Source organism: Rhodococcus sp. IEGM 1351 (assembly GCF_030056875.1).
Classification (GTDB): Bacteria; Actinomycetota; Actinomycetes; order Mycobacteriales; family Mycobacteriaceae; genus Rhodococcus_F; species Rhodococcus_F opacus.
The window spans coordinates 1-18,259 of the sequence record NZ_JASHKU010000048.1 but is presented as its reverse complement, the minus strand read 5'-3'; the positions used below and the strand labels follow the sequence as shown (position 1 = coordinate 18,259).

The window sequence follows — 18,259 nt, the reverse complement described above, 5'->3', positions numbered from 1 at the left end:
CTGCCAGCGGCTCCATTTTCCGGTAGCGCCGAGTTTCCGCAAGTCAATCCCCCCGACACCCACCGCCTACCTGCGTGGCGTTCGGCTCCACCGGGTCCATCGCGAACTCATTTGCGGTGCAGCGCGCACGGCGCTGAGAACGGAGACGGGCGACAGACCGCGGATCAGCCCGCGTTCGCCGCGTCGTCAGCATCCCACAGCCCGCGCTGCTCGAGTCCTTCGATCAGGTGATCCGCGCCGTCCAGAATGTGTGATTCCATGAGAGTCTTTGCTCTCTTGCTCGCGTGTTTGCGCAAGGCTTCGATTAGGACGGGATGCTCCTGCTGCGTGGTGGTGATCTGGCCCTCGATGGTGGCGTAGAAGCGGTCCGGAAGATTCGTGACGACGGAGCCCAGGAGTCTGGCGAGGCGAGGAGAGTCCGCGGTCAGGTTGATCTTGCGGTGGAACGCGTGACCGAGGGAGGCGACACGTTCCGTGTCGCCCTGGGCAATGGCGTCCTGGTGCTGCTGGAGGATTCCCTCGAGTTCGGCGATCTGCTGGGGGGTGATGTTCTTCGCGGCCCTGGCAGCCAGTTCACCGGCCAGTTGCGCCTGAGCCCAGAAGAGGTCACGCACGTCTTGCTTCGTGAACGGGGCCACGACGAAGCCTCGACGGGGGACCAACTCGACGAAGCCTTCGCTCCGGAGTGTAAGAAGCCCCTCGCGGACGGGCGTCGTGCTGACTCCCACGGCTTCGGCGATCCGCTCGATGCGGAGGAAATCGCCTGCACGCACGTCGCCGGAAATGATCATCTCGCGTACATACGAGGCAACTTCCTCCGGAAGTTGCTGTCGCCTTGATCTGTCATGCAGCGGCATCGGCGGTCGCACCTTCCCGGATATGAGACTAGACATAATATACCATCGGCCTCTAATGCGGTTGCGAGCTTGTGAAACAGGGCGGTCGCAGGCCTTCAATTTGGTTGCGCATCTCGTCGACCGGCGTGGTTTCGGTGAACTGCGTGGCCGCTAGACTCGACTGGTGGACATCCGGGACGCCGAGTACCTCGTCGCCGTGGCCGATCACGGCAGCATCACCGAGGCCGCGCGGGCACTGTTCATCGCGCAGCCGTCGCTGTCGCAGGCGATCCGAACTCTCGAACGAGATCTGGGCGTCGAACTGTTCGATCGTGGAGGACGGAAGCTGCGGATCACCCCGGCGGGCACGTCGTTCGCGCACGCGGCGCGGCAGGTTCTCGCCGATGTGGAGCGGGCGCGGGCCGTCGTGCACGACGTCGCCGAACTGCGGTCCGGCACGCTGACGATCGCAGTTCTCAATTCTCTTGCTGCCGATCCGCTTCCGCGTATCGTCGGCCGGTTCCATCGGCAGTACCCGCGCGTGGTCCTGGTCACGGTGTCGGCGGACGTTGCGGACGGTGTGGGTCGCGCGGTCCGGTCGGGTGAGTGCGACCTCGGGCTCACCGAACTGCTCGTCGACCACCAGGGGCTCGAGTTCCGGATGGTGGGGGAACAGGAAATCGTGCTCGCGCTCCACGCCGATCTGGCGATCGAGCTACCCGATCCGGTGCCCGTCGACCTGCTTGCCGACATTCCCATGATCGTCGAGATCGGGTCGCGGCCACGATTGCGGGTGGACAACATCGCCGTCGAGTGTGCGCATCGTCAGTCGATGTGGGAACTGGTTGTCCAGGGTGCGGGGGCGACCCTGCTGCCGCGGCGCGTCGCCGAGCAGGAACTGCCGGGGGTCGTGGTGCGCTCGCTCGCACCGCCGGAGGTGCGCACCATCGGTCTCGTCCATCGACCGGATCCGCTTCCGCCCGCGGCGGCGGCGTTCATCGCCGCGCTCGACGAGGCTCAGGGCGCGAGCGTATCGAGGAACGCGCGTCCGGCCGGAGATAGCCGGGCTTCGTCGTAGATCACCCCGTACGGGACGGTGATCGGCGGGTCGAGGGTACAGATCCGGGCTCCGCCGACCGCTGCCCGTTCCGCGAGGGTGCGTTCCATGAACGACATTCCCACGCCCTCGACGACGAACGCGCCGACCGCTTCCCGCTGCTCGACGACGGCCGACATGATCGTCCGGCTCCCAGCGGCCTGCAGTGCCTTCTCGATGACGGTGCGCGACGACGACTCCTTGGGCAGCCCCACCACGGGAATATCCGGAAGGTCGTCGAGGGGGAACGGATCCCGCCAGTCGATCTCGGCGTCGTGCGGAACCACCAGCCAGTACTCGTGGATTCCGAGGACGCGGGTCGTCAATCCGGCCGCAGCGAAGGGGAAATGGCTGAAGGCGATCTCGCAGTGTCCGTCGCGGATCAGCGAGGCGATGACGTCGACCGGCCGCAGGTCGGCGAGCCGGACGACCACGCCGGGATACTGCTTGCGGAAGGCCCCGATCAGTTCCGTGACAGGGCCTTCCGCGACGTGCGCCGACGCGCAGATGTCGAGTCGGCCGCGCGGCAGTCCCGAGACGTCGACGAGTGAGCTCTCGGCGGCCACCAGGTCTCGCACGATCTTCCGCGCCGGACCGACGAATGCCTTTCCCGCCGCACTGAGCACCAGGCCGCGGCCCACGCGGTGGAACAGTTCGACGCCGAGGTCACGCTCGAGATTGCGCAGCCCCTTCGACAACGACGGCTTGGTGACGCCCAGGGCCTCGGCCGCGAGCGCGAGGCCGTCGTTGTCGACGGTGGCGAGAAAGTACTCGACGTGACGCGACTCCACCAGTGCAGACTACTGCGTACGACCCGTCGATCCGCCGGATGTCAGATGTGACGTCCGCCGGTGACTTCGAGGACGGTGCCCGTCATGTAGCTGGACAGATCGGACGCGAGGAACAGGGCGACGTTCGCGATCTCCTCGGGCTCGGCACCGCGGCCCATCGGGACCTCCTTGAGCTTCGCCTCGATGATGTCGGCGCGCAGGGCGCGGATCATGTCGGTGTTCACCACGCCGGGCTGGATCGCGTTGACCCGGACCCCGAGGTGGGCGACCTCCTTCGCGGCCGCCTTGGTCAGGCCCACCATGCCGGCCTTCGCGGCGCTGTAGTTGGTCTGCCCGACCATGCCGACCTTGCCCGAGATCGACGAGATGTTCACGATCGAACCCTTGCCGGCCTCCCGCATCGCGATCGACGCGATCTGGGTGCCCAGCCAGGCGCCCTGCAGGTGCACGTCGATGACGGAGCGGAAATCGGCGAGTGACATCTTGCGCAGCGTCGCGTCGCGGGTGATGCCGGCGTTGTTGACCCACACGTCCATCGCGCCGAACGCGTCGAGCGCCGTCTTTCCCAGGTTCTGCATCTGATCCGGATCGGTCACGTCACAGGCGACGGCGACGGCCTGGAAGCCGTCGGCCTCCAGCTTTCCGGCAGCGGCCTTGACGTTCTCGGCGTGCATGTCGCCGAGGACGACCGACGCGCCCTCGCTCGCGAACTTCCGGGCCATCTCGAAACCGATGCCCTGGGCCGCGCCCGTGACGACGGCGACCCGTCCCTCGAGAAGTGTCATTGATTCTTCCTTCCTCAGTTGTACGAACGCAGCAGCCCGCGGCTGATGATCTGTTTCTGAATGTCGCTGGTGCCCTCACCGATGAGGAGGAACGGTGCCTCCCGCATGAGGCGTTCGATCTCGTATTCCTTGGAATAGCCGTAGCCGCCGTGGATCCGGAAGCTGTCCTGCGTCACCTCCGAGCAGAACTCGCTCGCGAGGTACTTGGCCATCCCGGCCGCGACGTCGTTGCGTTCCCCGGAGTCCTTGAGCCGCGCCGCATTCACCATCATCAGGTGTGCGGCCTCGACCTTGGTCGCCATCTCCGCGATCCGGAAGGCGATCGCCTGGTGTTCGGCGATCGGCGAACCGAACGTCTCCCGAGTCTTCGCATATTTCACGCCGAGTTCGAACGCGCGCTGTGCGATCCCGCACGCGCGGGCGGCGACGTTGACGCGGCCGACCTCGACGCCGTCCATCATCTGCCGGAAGCCGCGGCCCGGGTCGCCGCCGAGGATCGTGTCTGCCGCGGCCTGGTAGCCGCTGAACACCATCTCGGTGGTGTCGATGCCCTTGTAGCCCATCTTGTCGATCTTCCCGGGGATCGTGAGCCCGGGCAGCACCTCGCCGAACCCGGCGGGCTTCTCGATGAGGAACGCGGTGAGGTTGTCGTGGGGCTTCGCCGCACCCTCCTCGGTGCGGACCAGCACCGCCACCAGTGTCGACGACCCGCCGTTGGTCAGCCACATCTTCTGGCCGTCGATCACGTAGTTGCCGTCCGCTGCCCGGGCCGCCTTGGTCCGGATGGCGGCGACGTCGGAACCCAGTTCGGGCTCGGACATCGAGAACGCGCCGCGCAGTTCACCCGTCGCCATGCGTGGCAGGTAGTGGGCCTTCTGCTCGGGTGTGCCGTGATTGGCGATCATGTGCGCCACGATGAAATGGGTGTTGATCACCCCGGACACGCTCATCCATCCCCGCGCGATCTCCTCGACGCACAGTGCGTAGGTGAGGAGGGATTCCCCGATGCCGCCGTACTCCTCGGGGATCGTGAGCCCGAACAGGCCCATCTCCTTCATCTGCTCGACGATGGCCGTCGGGTACGTGTCGGAATGTTCGAGCTCCTGCGCCTGAGGAATGATCGCCTTGTCCACGAACTCGCGTACCGCCGAGACGATCTCGCCCTGGGTATCCGTGAGCCCGGCGGTCTGCGCCAGTCGTGTCATCGTTCCACCTGTCCCGTATTCATCATTTCTCCGTACTCTGCTCGGCGTGCACGTCGTTCAGACGGTCGCGCAACGCGGACCGCAGGACCGCACCCCGGGGGGACAGCGGCAACTCGTCGACGAAGACCACCTCACGCACCTTCTTGTACGGCGGCACCGTGGCCGCCACGAACTCGATCAGTTCCTCGGCGGTGATGCGCGCCGTGGTTTCTGCCACCACGAATGCGACGGGCATCTCCCCGACCCCGAGAACGGAGCGGCCGACCACCACGACGTCGAGAATGCCTCGTCGTGACAGCAACAGCTGTTCCAATTCGTGCGGATCGACGGTGTAGCCCTTGTAGAGGAGTGCGTCCTCGGGTCTGCCAACCATGTCGAATATCGAGTTCCATCTCGCCGGGAAATTTCATTGTTCGTGAATATGCCCGGACAATTCCTCCGGACACTGACACCTATTGAAGTGCCTCGGACCGCCGTGGTCAAAGACGCTGTAGGAAACCGACAGTTTCCCTCTTCCTATGGGTCGTAAATGCCGTCTGCGCTGCGCGTTCTCGTTCGTGGCACTCGCTTGACAGCGAGGGCGGGTTGCTGGATATTCACCTTCATGGCTGAACGCGAAGTGAGTGACGAAGACTTCAAGGACATTCTCGCGCAGACGAGAACCTTTATTCAGAAGGAAGTAATTCCCAGGGAAAATGAAATCGCGGAAAAGGACCTGATTCCGGACGACATTCGCCGCAAGGCGGCGGAGATGGGTCTGTTCGGGTACGCCATCCCGCAGCAGTGGGGCGGGCTCGGACTCGACCTCACGCAGGACGTGGAACTGGCCATGGAGTTCGGGTACACGAGCCTGGCGTTGCGGTCGATGTTCGGCACCAACAACGGGATCGCGGGCCAGGTGCTGGTGAATTTCGGTACGGACGAACAGAAGTCGGAATGGCTCGAGCGCATCGCGTCCGGTGACGTGGTCGCGTCGTTCGCGCTGACCGAGCCGGAGGCCGGGTCGAACCCGGCGGGCCTGACCACCCGCGCCGTCCTCAAGGACGGCAAGTGGACGATCAACGGCACCAAGCGGTTCATCACCAACGCGCCGTTGGCCGATCTGTTCGTGGTCTTCGCTCGCACCCGTCCCGCCGACGAGACCGGCACCGGCATCGCGGTGTTCCTCGTTCCCGCCGACACCGCCGGTGTCGTGGTCGGGCCGAAGGACAAGAAGATGGGCCAGGAGGGTGCCTGGACCGCGGAGGTCGCGTTCGACGACGTGAGCGTCCCCGAAACCGCCCTGGTCGGCGGCAGCGAGGAGGCCGGCTACCGTGCCGCCATGACGTCGCTCGCCCGGGGTCGCGTGCACATCGCCGCACTCGCCGTCGGCAGCGCTCAGCGTGCGCTGGACGAGTCCGTCGCCTTCGCGGCGGTCACGAAGCAGGGCGGCACCCCGATCGGTGACTTCCAGTTGGTGCAGGCCATGCTCGCCGACCAGCAGGTGGGCGTGTCCGCGGGCCGCGCGCTGGTGCGGGACGCGGCGCAGAAGTACGTCAGCGGTGAGGATCGTCGTATCTCCCCGTCCGTGGCGAAGCTGTACTGCACGGAGATGGCCGGCAAGGTCGCCGACCTCGCGGTGCAGGTCCACGGCGGCACCGGATACATGAGAGACGTTCCGGTGGAACGGATCTACCGTGAGGTCCGCCTGCTGCGCCTGTACGAGGGCACCAGCGAGATCCAGCGTCTGATCATCGGCGGCGGCCTTGTCCGCGAAGCGAAGAAAGCGCTCTGAGCCCATGTACGAAGCAGTGATCTGTGAACCCGTCCGCACCCCAGTCGGGGGATTCGGCGGCATGTACCGCGACATCCCCGTCACCACCCTCGCCTCGACGGTGTTGAAGGGCATGATCGAACGGACGTCGATCACGTCCGACGACATCGACGACGTCATCTTCGGTCAGGGCTACGCCAACGGCGAGGCTGCAGCCATCGGCCGGATCGCTGCGCTCGACGCGGGACTCGACGTCACCGTGCCCGGCATCCAGCTCGACCGCCGCTGCGGCTCCGGGCTGCAGGCCGTGATCTACGCGGCCATGCAGGTGCAGACCGGAATGAGCGATCTGGTGATCGCGGGTGGCGCCGAGTCGATGAGCCAGACCGAGTTCTACAGCACCGGAATGCGCTGGGGCGTCAAGGGCGCGTCGGTCGAATTCCACGACCGACTGGCCAAGCCCCGCACCAACTCCGGCGGCGTCAACTTCCCCGTCGAGGGCGGCATGATCGAGACCGCGGAGAACCTGCGCCGCGAGTACTCGATCAGCCGCGAGGAGCAGGACGCGTACGCCGCCGAATCCCACGCGCGTGCGATCCGCGCCCAGGGCGGCGGCCTGTTCGACGCCGAGACGATCCCGGTGACGGTGCCGGGCAAGCGCGGGAAGCCCGACGTCGTCGTCACCACCGACGAGCACCCGCGCCGCGATGTCACGGCCGAGTCGTTGTCGGCGTTGCGGCCCATCCGGGCACGCGTCGATCCGGAGGCGACCGTGACCGCCGGCAACGCCTGTGGTCAGAACGACGCGGCCGCTGCCGCGATCGTGACCACCCCCGAGAACGCGGAACGACTGGGCCTGCGCCCGTTCGCCCGGCTCGTCAGCTGGGGCGTCGCCGGAGTGGAGCCGAACCGGATGGGCATCGGCCCGGTCCCGGCCGTCGACAAGGCCCTCACCCGGGCGAAGCTCACCCTCAACGACATCGATCTCCTCGAGATCAACGAGGCGTTCGCAGCGCAGGTGCTGGCGTGCGCGCGGGAGTGGAAGTTCGACGAGTCCGACATGCGAGACCGGTTCAACGTCAACGGATCCGGAATCTCCCTCGGCCACCCCGTCGGCGCCACCGGCGGTCGCATCCTGGCCAATCTGCTTCGTGAACTGGACCGTCGCCAGGCCCGCTACGGCATCGAGACGATGTGCATCGGCGGTGGGCAGGGCATCGCGGCCGTGTTCGAGAACGTCAACCTCTAGCCGTTTCCACTTCCGCCCGGTACCGGGCCGACCCGAAAAGAGTGTCATGCGCGTATTCCAGGGAATCGACGACGTCGAATCCGCAGTCGGCGAACATCTCGGCCACAGCGACTGGCTCGAGATCACGCAGGAACGCGTGAACGTGTTCGCCGATGCCACCGGCGACCACCAGTGGATCCACGTCGACCCCGAGCGTGCCGCCCAGGGCCCGTTCGGCGCCCCCATCGCCCACGGCTACCTCACGCTGTCGCTGCTGCCCAAGCTCGGCGCCGACCTCATGCGCGTCGACGGCGTGAAGCTGGTGATCAACTACGGCCTCAACAAGGTTCGCTTCCCCCAGCCGGTGAAGGTCGGGGCGAAGGTGCGGGCCGGTGGCGAGATCGTGTCGTTCGAGCACACGAAGCAGGGCGCGCAAGTGGTCGTCAAATACACCATCGAGATCGAGGGTGCGGACAAGCCGGCGTGCGTCGCCGAAACCGTCCGCGTCCTGGTTCCCTGAGACACAAGGAAAAGAACACATGCGAAGAGCAGCACTGGTCGCCCCGGTCCGCACCGCGGTCGGCCGTTTCGGCGGAGCCCTGCGCGACGTCCCGGCAGAGACGTTGGCCGCCAACGTGATCAAGGAGACCGTGGCGCGGTCCGGCATCGACCCGATCCTCATCGAAGACGTCGTGATGGGCCAGTCGTACGCCAACTCCGAGGCCCCGTGCATCGGCCGGTGGGCGGCCCTCGAGGCGGGACTGCCGATCCGCGTCGCCGGACTGCAGACCGACCGCCGGTGCGGCACGGGCCTGCAGGCCCTCGTGACCGCGTCGATGATGGTGCAGACCGGCGCAGCCGATGTCGTGCTCGCCGGCGGCGTCGAGTCGATGAGTAATATCGAGCACTACACCACCGGGGCCCGCTGGGGCACCCGCGCCGGCTCGCTGAACCTGTACGACCGCCTCGACCGCGGGCGGGAACGCTCCCAGCCGGAATGGCGGTTCGGGAAGATCAGCGGCATGATCGAGACCGCCGAGAACGTCGCGGCACGGTGTGGAATCGGCCGTGAGGAGTCGGACGCGTTCGCCGCCGAAAGCCACGCCAAAGCCCACGCCGCTTGGGAGGCAGGCAAGTTCGACGACGAGGTGATCGAAGTCAAGATCACCGACCGGAAGGGCAACGTCTCCGTCGTAGCTCGGGACGAGGGTATCCGTCCGGAAACCACGCCCGAGACCCTGGCACGCCTGCGGAGTGCTCTCAAGGACGGTGTCGTCACTGCGGGCAACGCGAGTCAGCAGAACGACGCCGCGTCGTCGATGCTCGTCGTCGCCGAAGATCAACTCGACGAACTCGGGCTCGAGCCGATGGGTTTCCTCACCGGGTGGTCCGCCGCCGGGTGCGAACCGGCACTGATGGGGCTCGGGCCGGTCGCGGCCACATCCAAGCTGTTCAGCAGGACGGGTGCGAGCTTCGACGACTTCACGCTGATCGAACTGAACGAGGCATTCGCGTGCCAGGTGCTCGGCGTCCTGAAGGAGTGGGGATTCGAGGACCGGGACCGCCTCAACGTCAACGGGTCCGGGATCTCGCTCGGACACCCGATCGGCGCGACCGGAGCGCGAATGACGACCACCGCGCTGCATGAATTGCGGCGACGTGGCGGCGGCAAGGCGCTTCTCACGATGTGCATCGGTGGCGGGCAGGGAATGGCCGCCATCGTCGAAGGTGCGTAGGGCGTGTCTCCCGATCCCCATTTCGGCGCTCCTGAGGGATCGGGAAGCACGCCCTATAGCCGACTGATATGCGCGTCCGCCGGCTCCGACAGCGGGGTCGGCGGACGCGACATCACGTGATTGACGAGGAGTGCGACGAAGACGACCGCGCACCCGATGGCACCGACGGCGAGAGCGAGCCTGATTCCGTTTTCGGTGGGAAGTAGGTCCGGTGCCAGATTCGCGGCGAGCACCGCACCTGCGAGGGCGCTGCCGAACGAGCCGCCGACGGTGCGCAGCACCTGGTTGAAGCTCACGGCGCTGCCGAGTTCGGTGTCGGCGACGCTGCGGGCGATCAGGGCCGGCATCGCCGCGTAGGTCATGCCCATTCCGGCCCCGAACCCCAACATCCCGATCAGGATTTCCCACAGCGCGTTGTGGGCGACCCAGAGGAGCACGCTCGAGGCCGTCACGAGGCCTGCACCGACGAGCAGCAGAGTCCTCATGCGGATCCGGTGCGAGACCGCGCGGACGAGTCGATTCGCGCCGAAACTCGCCACCGACAGGGGAAGCATCACGAATCCGGCCCAGAACAGGGGCAGCGCGATCCCGTATCCGGTGGAGGCAGGCGCCTGGGCGATGAGGCTGCCGATCGAGAGTCCGATGTACATCGCGGCGCCGAGACCGATCGCGGTGCTGTTCGCGACCAGCACGTCACCGTTGCGCAGTACCCGCAGGTTGATCAGCGGGTAGGGGGTGCGCAGTTCGACGAGGGACCACGCCGTCAGCAGGATCGCCGCCCCGGTGAAGAACCCGATCGTCCACGGGGAGCCCCACCCCCACCGGGAGCCTTCGCTGACGGCGACGAGGAGCGACGCGAGTCCGGTACCGACCAGCAGTGCGCCCGGGACGTCGAGGGTGTTGCGTGGTGCCTGCTCGTCGGGGCCCGCGGGAACGACGCGCCAGACGACGAGGATGGTGGTGATCAGGAACAGCGCCGCGAACCAGAAGGCGAAACGGAATCCGAGCAGATCGGCGAGGATGCCGGTCAGGGGGTATCCGAGTCCCAGGCCTGTCGTCACGGTCACCGACAGGCTGGAGATGCCGAGCCGGGCCTGGTTGTCGGGGAGATAGCGGCGGGCCAGAGCGATCGTCACCGGAACGATTCCGTAGGTGAGTCCCTGCAACGCACGTCCGATCAGGAAGACGGTGAAGTTGGGAGCGGCGGCCGCGACGATCGAACCGACGAGGATCGTGGTCAGAGAGCACAGAAGTAGGCGCTTCTTGTGGGGGCCGTCGCTCAGCCGGCCCATGATCGGTGTTGCGACCGCCCCGACCAGGAGGTTGACAGTGAGCATCCATTGGCCGGTGCTCACCTCGACGTGCATGTCGTGGGAGATAGTGGGCACCAGCAGCATGCCGAGTGAACTGACGATCGCGGTCGTCAGGGCGGCATACGCCAGGGCCGGCAGTAACCGGGGACGCGTGGTGGACTCAGTCGACTGGGGCATCGTCCACCAACTTGCGCAGAATCGGGACGACGGAGTCGAGAGTCTTCTTCTCCTCGTCCGTCAGCCGTTCCGCGATGGCGTGTTCCAGCCAGTCCAGGCCTTTCGACCGCTCCTGCGCCAGCCTCTCCCGGCCGGCATCGGTGAGTTCGATCCAGATTCGGCGTCGATCCTGCTCGTCGGGGGTGCGCACAACCAGGCCGAGACTCTCGAGTTCGCGCACGGCCGTGGCGATTGCCTGTGGGCTGATCTTCTCGGCAGCCGCGAGTGTCGAGGCAGACGTTTGTCCGTGCTTCGACAGGTAGGCGAGCACGCCTATCTTGCCGACCGAGATCGACCTGCCTGCGGTGAGCTGTCGCCAGATCGGGCGCAGTGCTTCCCGCAGGACCTGCGCGGTGGCCTGTTCGGTGATCATGAGCAAAGCGTACAACCAAATTGATCAATTTAATTGACTAAATGGGGAGGCTCACACCGGCACGGCAAGGATCGCCCGCACCGGTCACCGTCAGCGATATCCTCGAGAGGACGCTATCGAGAGGTGAGTCCACGGGTGTATTTGCGCTGGTCGTGCCGTCGGGACCAGTGCGCGAAACCAATGAGCCGACGGAGTGAGTAGACCGTCCGATGGGTGAAGGTGATCCGCTCGACACTCAGAGGTACCCGCCCTCCCCGGCCGCGGAGCTGGCAGGCACGGGCTTCGACGATGTTCAGGAGATCGGCCGCGGCGGCTTCGGCGTGGTCTACCGCTGCACCCAGGCGGAACTGGATCGCACGGTGGCGGTGAAGGTGCTCACCGTCGAACTCGACGACGAGAACCGCTCCCGCTTCTTCCGGGAGCAGCGAGCGATGGGGCGGCTGACCGGGCACCCGAACATCGTCAACATTCTGCAGGTCGGCGCCACCGACGGCGGCCTTCCCTACATCGTGATGCCGTATCACCCGCAGGATTCACTGGAGGCCCGAGTCCGCGTGGACGGTCCGCTCGCCTTGGATCAGGTTCTTCGGTTGGGGGTGAAGATGGCCGGTGCGGTGGAGTCGGCGCACCGGCTCGGGATTCTGCATCGGGACGTCAAACCCGGGAACATTTTGCTCACCGATTACGGGGAGCCGGAGTTGGCCGATTTCGGTATCGCGCACATCAGCGGCGGTTTCGAGACCGCTACCGGTGCAGTGACCGGGTCGCCGGCGTATACCGCGCCGGAGGTGCTCGGCGGTGATCCGCCGAGTCCGGCCGCCGATGTGTACGGGCTCGGTGCCACCCTGTTCAGTGCGCTGACCGGGCATGCCGCGTTCGAGCGTCGCAGCGGTGAGCAGGTGGTCGCGCAGTTTTTGCGGATCACCACGCAGGCGGTGCCGGATCTGCGTGAGCACGGGATCCCGGAGGATGTGTCCGCGGTGATCGCCCGGGCGATGTCCCGCGAGCCCGGTGCGCGTCCGGCCACCTCCGCCGACTTCGGCGAGGAGCTGCGAGGTCTGCAACGCGCCCACGGCTTCCCGATCGACGAGATGGCACTTCGTGCGGAGGCCGATGCGCGGGGGAACGGAGAGCAACCGACCTCGCTCGGCGGGCGATTGTCGCAGCCTTCCTCCACGCTGGGACCGACGGGAACTCTTCCCCTGGAGCTGACCAGTTTCGTCGGCCGACGCCATGAGCTCACCGAGGCGAAGAACCTGCTGGCCGGATCCCGGCTGGTGACGTTGACCGGGATCGGGGGTGTCGGCAAGACCCGGCTGGCGATGCGGATTGCAGCGAGTGTGCAGCGTGAGTACGCCGACGGGGTTCGCCTGGTCGAGTTGGGTGAACTGCGCGAGGGGTCGTCGCTGGTCGATGCGGTGGCCGCCGCGGTGGGGGTGCGGGACTACTCGGCGAGACCGTTGCGGGAGGTCCTGATCGAGCACCTGGCGGTACAGGAATTGCTGTTGGTTCTCGACAATTGCGAGCAGGTGGTGGATGCGGTCGCCGAACTCGCCGCCCACCTGTTGCGGGTGAGTCCGCGGTTGCGGATGCTGGCCACCAGCCGTGAACCCGTGGGCATCGGTGGGGAGGCGGTGCTGCGGGTCCCCCCCGTTGGCTGTCCCGGATCCCGGGCGGCAGACCTCGTTGCGGGGGTTGCCCAAATACGATGCGGTGACCCTGTTCGCCGAACGCGCCGCTGCCGCGGTCCCGGGTTTCGCGCTAACCGAGGAGAACGCGGCGACCGTGGCGGGGATATGCCACCAACTCGACGGACTGCCGCTACCGATCGAACTGGCGGCGGCCCGGTTGCGGGCGATGTCACCCGAGCAGATCCTCGGGCGCCTGACCGACCGCTACACTCTGCTGACCCGCGGCAGCCGGGGTGCGCCGACACGGCAACAGACGCTGCGGTTGTGCATCGACTGGAGTTTCGAGTTGTGCACCGCTGAAGAGCAATTGGTGTGGTGTCGCGTGGCGGTCTTCGCGGGAAGCTTCGAACTCGATGCCGCCGAGCGGGTGTGCGGCGAGGGCCTTGGCCCGGACGAGTTGCTCGACACGCTGACGTCCTTGGTGGAGAAGTCGATCCTGATCCGCGAGGAGCACGGGTCGGTGGTGCGGTTCCGGATTCTCGAAACTCTCCGCGAATACGGCTACGAGAAACTCGAGCAGACCGGTGCGGCTGTGGTGTTGCGTCGCCGCCATCGGGATTGGTACGAGGCGTTGGCGCTCGCCGCGGAGGCCGAGTGGATCAGTGCCCGCCAGCTCGAATGGATCGCCCGGCTGAAACGGGAGCAGCCGAATCTTCGTGAGGCCCTCGAATTCGGCATCGACGACGATCCTGTCGCCGGCCTGCGGACCGCAGCCGCACTCCACGTGTTCTGGGCTTCTCAGGGTCTCTACAGCGAGGGGAGGCGCTGGCTCGATCGCCTGCTGTCCCGGGAGAGCGGGCCTCCCACCCCCGAACGGGCAAATGCACTGTACTGCGCCACCGTTATGGCAAATGTGCAGGGCGACATTCAGACCGGGACAGCACTTGTCGAGGAGGGGCACACGCTCGCAGCGCGGAACCGCAACCCCATGATCGGCGCGTTCGTCTCGTTTGCCGATGGCATGCTGGCCCTCTACCGAGGGGACCTCGTACGCGCCCGCTCTCAACTCGAAGCCACGCGTACCGAATTCAGTAAACGGGGAGATCGAACCCTCGAAGTAGCAGTCCTGTATCCGTTGGGGACGGCCTATGGACTGAGTGGCATGACGGAGCAGTCTATCGAGAGCCATGAGCGTGTCCTCGCGATCACGGAGAAGTACGGCGAAAAGATGTATCGGTCGCATTCGCTGTGGGCACTGGGCATTGCCGTGTGGCGGCAGGGGGACGTCGATCGCGCCGTGCGGGTCCTCGAGCAGTCGCTGGAGCTGACCCGGCACGTGCATGGCCCCCGCATCGCCGCCTCATGTCTCGAGGCGCGGGCATGGATCGAGGGCGAGCAGCGCAACTTCGCCAGGGCCGCAACGCTGATGGGAGCCGCAGAAGCTCTGGCGCGGTCCATGGGCAGTGCTGTGATCATTCATTCCGATCTGCTCGTTTACCATCAGAACTGCGAGCAGAATGCCCGGCAGGAACTCGGAGTCGCAGCCTTCGAGAAGGCTCACCGCAAGGGTGAACAGCTCGGCTTCGACGCGGCGATCGCCTACGCCCTCCACGAGCAGCAGGCCGACACCTCCACACCCGCCGCCGCCGCGTCGACGCGACTGACCAAGAGGGAACGGCAAGTCGCCGACCTGATCGCCGAAGGCCTGACCAATCAGGCCATCGCCGACCGCCTGGTGATCTCACCCCGCACCGCACAAGGTCATGTGGAGCACATTCTGGCGAAACTGGGTTTCACCTCCCGGACCCAGGTCGCGGCCTGGGTCGTGGAGCGGGCGCACGACTAGGCCGCGCGGGAAACGGGAACTTTGCCGTCCGATTACCGCTCGAAATAGGTTCGAGCGGGCTCTGCCAACGACGATGGCCGCGTTGCCGATAGCGCTGCGGAAATCACCAGTTCCCGCAGGGAGTCACCGAGGAAGCCATTTCCACGGCTTGTCCCAGTGCCCGGGTGGCGGCACGAACGGAAGCTGCCCCAACTGGCCCGGCGGTGGGATGAACGGCAGCTGTCCCAGCTGTCCGGGCGGTGGAACCACATCGGGTACCGAGATACCGGGAATCGGCTGTGGCCCTGGATCAGCATCTGCCGTGCCAGTGCCGAGTCCCAGTGCGCTGAAGCCCAGCGCACCGGCGATCACGGCTCCCGCCACGGTCTTCGTCGAATTCATCGTGAACTCCTTCCGCGGCTGCTCTACCTCGTGCTGTGGAGGGGCGCGCCGTTTGCACCCTTCTATTGTGCGCACTTCTGGGATGCTGTCGTCCGCCCGGGGCGGAAGTTCCGGTGTACTCACGCGCAGCGCGCGGATCCAACTGCCGAATCCCGCTCGCCGGACGGACACTGCGGCTTACGATTGAGATTCAAGCCCCTGCGGCTTTCCCTCTGGTCGCGTGCCCAGCCGAGTACATCCCACGGAATCCGACAGCCGGTCTCGCCAACAGAGCGAGTAGCCGGTGCGTCGAGTATCGGAGGGATGCAATGAGTGCAACACCCACTTTGAAGAAGGCGCTGAGTCAGCGGCAGCTGACGATGATTGCGATCGGCGGGGTGATCGGCGCGGGCCTGTTCGTCGGCTCGGGCGTCGTCATCGGCGACACCGGTCCGGGGGCCTTCATCACCTATGCTCTCGCCGGGGTCTTGATCATCATGGTCATGCGGATGCTGGCGGAGATGGCGGTGGCCAATCCGTCGACCGGGTCGTTCGCCGATTATGCCCGCGCCGCGTTGGGCAACTGGGCCGGCTTCTCCGTCGGCTGGTTGTACTGGTACTTCTGGGTGATCGTCGTCGGGTTCGAGGCGATCGCCGGCGCGACGATCATTCAGTACTGGATCGACATCCCGTTGTGGTTGTCGGCGTTGGTTCTGATGATCCTGATGACGGCGACGAATCTGTTTTCGGTGTCGTCGTTCGGCGAGTTCGAATTCTGGTTCGCCGGGATCAAGGTGGCCGCGATCGTGGTGTTCATCGGGCTGGGCTCGCTGTTTGTTCTCGGGGTGTGGCCGAACAAATCGCTCGACTTCTCCAACCTGTGGAGCCATGACGGGTTCCTGCCGTTCGGCGCCATGGCCATCACCGTCGGCGTGGTCACGGTGATCTTCTCCATGGTCGGCGCCGAAATCGCGACGATCGCCGCCGCGGAGTCGGCGGACCCGGAGCGGGCGGTGACCAAGGCCGCGAACTCGGTGATCGTGCGGATCGCCGTGTTCTTCGTCGGCTCCACGTTCCTGCTGGCGACGATCCTGCCGTGGAACGACGAAGATGCGGCCGCGTCCCCCTTCGTCGCCGCGTTCACCGAGATGGGGATCCCGTACGCCGACCACATCATGAACGCCGTGGTGTTGACGGCCGTGTTGAGCTGCCTCAACTCGGGTATGTACACCGCCTCCCGCATGTTGTTCGTGCTCGCGGCGCGCCGGGAGGCGCCCGCACAGCTGGTCAGGGTGACCCGTCGCGGGGTGCCTGCCACCGCGATACTCGCGTCCTCGGTCGTCGGTTTTCTGTGTGTCATCGCCGCCGCAGTGTCACCGGACACCGTCTTCGCCTTCCTGCTGAATTCCAGCGGTGCGGTCATCCTGTTCGTCTACCTGCTCATCGCCGTCTCCCAGATCGTGCTGCGGTACCGCACCCCGGACTCGGAGCTACGGGTGAAGATGTGGCTGTTCCCGGTGGTGTCGATCATCACCGCCGTCGCGATTGTGGCGATCCTGGTGCAGATGTATCTGCAGGAGGATGTGCGATCGCAACTGGTGCTGAGCCTGCTGTCGTGGGCCGTCGTCATCGTGCTGTTCCTCGCCAACAAGTGGTTCGTAGGTCGGCGCCCCGTCGTGGAAGGGGTCACGGCGACGACACGGCCACACCGTGTGCTGGTGCTGGCGAACCAGACCGTCCAGTCCAAGGAAATGCTCGACGAACTCCGCCGTATCGACGCCGATCGGGATGCCACCTACTTCGTTGTCGTGCCGGCCAGCCCGATCGAGACCGGAACCGCCGCCACCCACGGTCCACTCGACGTCGCGGAAGCGACCCGAGAGGTCGCACAACGGCGGCTGGACGACACGCTGGCGACACTCCGCGCGGAGAACCTCGAAGCCGACGGCGCGTTGGGCGACTACCGGCCGCTGCGGGCCCTGGCCGCCGCCGTCGACTCGTTCCGTCCGGATCAGATCGTCATCTCGACACTGCCACCGGAAGAATCGATATGGCACCGCTTCGACGTCGTGGACCGTGCGCGCGCCGAGCACGATGTGCCGGTGACGCACGTCGTCGTCGCCCCGGTCGCCGCAGAGGGATCGCCACGATGACGATCATCGCCGGCTTCAGCTCGAGCCGTCAGGGCGCCGCGCCCCTCAACCTGGCGGTGCAGATATCACGCTGGACCGGCGACAAGGTAGTGGCCGCGGCGATCGTGGAACGGCCGTGGCCGGCGAAAGACGACCCCATCGAACGCGAATACCTGGGCTACGTCACCGAGCAGGCTTCGCACGCACTGGACAGGGTGGTCGGCCAGCTGCCCGGGGGCCTGGACATTCCCCGCATCGTCCACCAATCCGATTCCATTCCAACAGGTTTGATCGAACTCGTCACCGCCCACGACGCGCGTCTCGTCGTTGTCGGGTCGTCGTCGTCCGGGTTGCTGGGCAGGGTGACGCTGGGCAGCGTCACCGAACGGCTGGTCCACACCGCGGCAGTGCCCGTCGCGATCGCTCCGCGCGGCTACCCGCCGGTGCCCGAGTCCATCCGCCGGATCACCGTCGCGTACGGCGGCGAGGCCGACGTCAACGGTCTCGTTGCCGCCACCGCCGAACTGGCCAGGCAGTGGCCGGTGCAGTTGCGGATCGTGTCGTTCACGGTGCGGCCGATGACGATGTTCGGCGGTGCGATCGAGCGATCGACGGAGGACCTCGTCGTCCAACAGTGGGCACGCCGGACGCGCGACGATATCGTCAAGCAGCTCAACGCAGTTCGCGCCCGAATCCCGGTTCCCGACGTGGACGTCGTGGTCGGTAGCGGCCACGACTGGCGCGAAGCGGTGGAGGCCGTCTCCTGGGAAGCCGGCGACATGCTGGCGCTGGGTTCGGGCGCGGCCGGACCCGCGGCCCACGTATTCCTCGGCTCGGCCGCCTCGAAGATTCTGCGTCACGCTCCGGTGCCCGTGCTGATCGTTCCCAGAAACACGGTGACGGCCTAGTAGTACTTTGTTAGCTCGGCGTGTCGGCTCGAGTTTTCGTGGCCTTCTCG

Annotated in this window: 15 protein-coding genes and 1 pseudogene; 8 read left to right on the top strand and 8 right to left on the bottom strand. The window is 66.3% G+C overall.

Annotation, left to right across the window (positions count from 1 at the left end):
• Positions 1-164: 164 nt before the first annotated feature.
• Positions 165-893 carry a GntR family transcriptional regulator gene (locus QM806_RS39440; protein WP_167117130.1) on the bottom strand — a complete coding sequence of 243 codons (729 nt, stop codon included), beginning with the start codon at positions 891-893 and terminating at the stop codon, positions 165-167.
• A 127-nt stretch (positions 894-1,020) separates the two neighbouring features.
• Here QM806_RS39440 and QM806_RS39435 point away from each other — a divergent pair, with 127 nt between their 5' ends.
• Entirely contained in the window at positions 1,021-1,914 is an 894-nt protein-coding gene (locus QM806_RS39435; RefSeq protein ID WP_133985456.1) for a LysR family transcriptional regulator, read from the top strand.
• On the opposite strand, the gene QM806_RS39430 is transcribed toward QM806_RS39435, so the two are convergent.
• The 4 genes from QM806_RS39430 to QM806_RS39415 are packed head-to-tail and all read right to left on the bottom strand — an operon-like array spanning position 1,854 to position 5,086.
• Positions 1,854-2,723: a LysR family transcriptional regulator gene (locus tag QM806_RS39430; protein ID WP_054245947.1), complete on the bottom strand. Its 870-nt coding sequence runs from the start codon at positions 2,721-2,723 to the stop codon at positions 1,854-1,856. The two genes, QM806_RS39435 and QM806_RS39430, sit on opposite strands and share 61 nt — an antisense overlap.
• A 41-nt stretch (positions 2,724-2,764) precedes the next feature.
• Positions 2,765-3,508, bottom strand: a complete 744-nt coding sequence (gene fabG / locus QM806_RS39425; RefSeq protein WP_037229875.1) for a 3-oxoacyl-ACP reductase FabG — start codon at positions 3,506-3,508, stop codon at positions 2,765-2,767.
• A gap of 14 nt (positions 3,509-3,522) precedes the next feature.
• Complete coding sequence (locus QM806_RS39420) at positions 3,523-4,713, bottom strand: acyl-CoA dehydrogenase family protein (RefSeq protein WP_005568547.1); 1,191 nt, start codon at positions 4,711-4,713, stop codon at positions 3,523-3,525.
• Between the two features lie 22 nt (positions 4,714-4,735).
• Positions 4,736-5,086 (bottom strand): AMP-binding enzyme, encoded by a 351-nt coding sequence (locus QM806_RS39415; RefSeq protein ID WP_054245945.1) that lies wholly within the window; start codon positions 5,084-5,086, stop codon positions 4,736-4,738.
• Between the two features lie 231 nt (positions 5,087-5,317).
• Here QM806_RS39415 and QM806_RS39410 point away from each other — a divergent pair, with 231 nt between their 5' ends.
• The 4 genes from QM806_RS39410 to QM806_RS39395 are packed head-to-tail and all read left to right on the top strand — an operon-like array spanning position 5,318 to position 9,430.
• Positions 5,318-6,487: an acyl-CoA dehydrogenase family protein gene (locus QM806_RS39410; protein WP_025433422.1), complete on the top strand. Its 1,170-nt coding sequence runs from the start codon at positions 5,318-5,320 to the stop codon at positions 6,485-6,487.
• A gap of 4 nt (positions 6,488-6,491) precedes the next feature.
• Positions 6,492-7,715 carry an acetyl-CoA C-acetyltransferase gene (locus tag QM806_RS39405; protein WP_054245943.1) on the top strand — a complete coding sequence of 408 codons (1,224 nt, stop codon included), beginning with the start codon at positions 6,492-6,494 and terminating at the stop codon, positions 7,713-7,715.
• Positions 7,716-7,761: 46 nt separating this feature from the next.
• On the top strand, positions 7,762-8,214 hold the full coding sequence (locus QM806_RS39400) for a MaoC family dehydratase (protein WP_054245942.1): 453 nt from the start codon (positions 7,762-7,764) through the stop codon (positions 8,212-8,214).
• A 19-nt stretch (positions 8,215-8,233) separates the two neighbouring features.
• Positions 8,234-9,430 (top strand): acetyl-CoA C-acetyltransferase, encoded by a 1,197-nt coding sequence (locus QM806_RS39395; protein WP_265146501.1) that lies wholly within the window; start codon positions 8,234-8,236, stop codon positions 9,428-9,430.
• 53 nt (positions 9,431-9,483) lie between these two features.
• Here the strand turns inward: QM806_RS39395 and QM806_RS39390 are convergent, their stop codons facing one another.
• Positions 9,484-10,920, bottom strand: a complete 1,437-nt coding sequence (locus QM806_RS39390; RefSeq protein ID WP_283294946.1) for an MFS transporter — start codon at positions 10,918-10,920, stop codon at positions 9,484-9,486.
• Entirely contained in the window at positions 10,904-11,332 is a 429-nt protein-coding gene (locus QM806_RS39385; RefSeq protein ID WP_242322560.1) for a MarR family winged helix-turn-helix transcriptional regulator, read from the bottom strand. The genes QM806_RS39390 and QM806_RS39385 overlap by 17 nt, the downstream gene beginning before the upstream one ends.
• A 209-nt stretch (positions 11,333-11,541) precedes the next feature.
• Here QM806_RS39385 and QM806_RS39380 point away from each other — a divergent pair.
• Positions 11,542-14,809: pseudogene (locus QM806_RS39380) on the top strand (protein kinase domain-containing protein).
• Between the two features lie 123 nt (positions 14,810-14,932).
• Here the strand turns inward: QM806_RS39380 and QM806_RS39375 are convergent.
• Entirely contained in the window at positions 14,933-15,190 is a 258-nt protein-coding gene (locus QM806_RS39375; RefSeq protein WP_005254390.1) for a hypothetical protein, read from the bottom strand.
• Between the two features lie 308 nt (positions 15,191-15,498).
• Between QM806_RS39375 and QM806_RS39370 the strand changes: the two genes are divergently transcribed.
• On the top strand, positions 15,499-17,322 hold the full coding sequence (locus QM806_RS39370; protein WP_005568532.1) for an amino acid permease: 1,824 nt from the start codon (positions 15,499-15,501) through the stop codon (positions 17,320-17,322).
• On the top strand, positions 17,319-18,209 hold the full coding sequence (locus tag QM806_RS39365; RefSeq protein ID WP_065492412.1) for a universal stress protein: 891 nt from the start codon (positions 17,319-17,321) through the stop codon (positions 18,207-18,209). The genes QM806_RS39370 and QM806_RS39365 overlap by 4 nt, the downstream gene beginning before the upstream one ends.
• Positions 18,210-18,259: the final 50 nt, after the last annotated feature.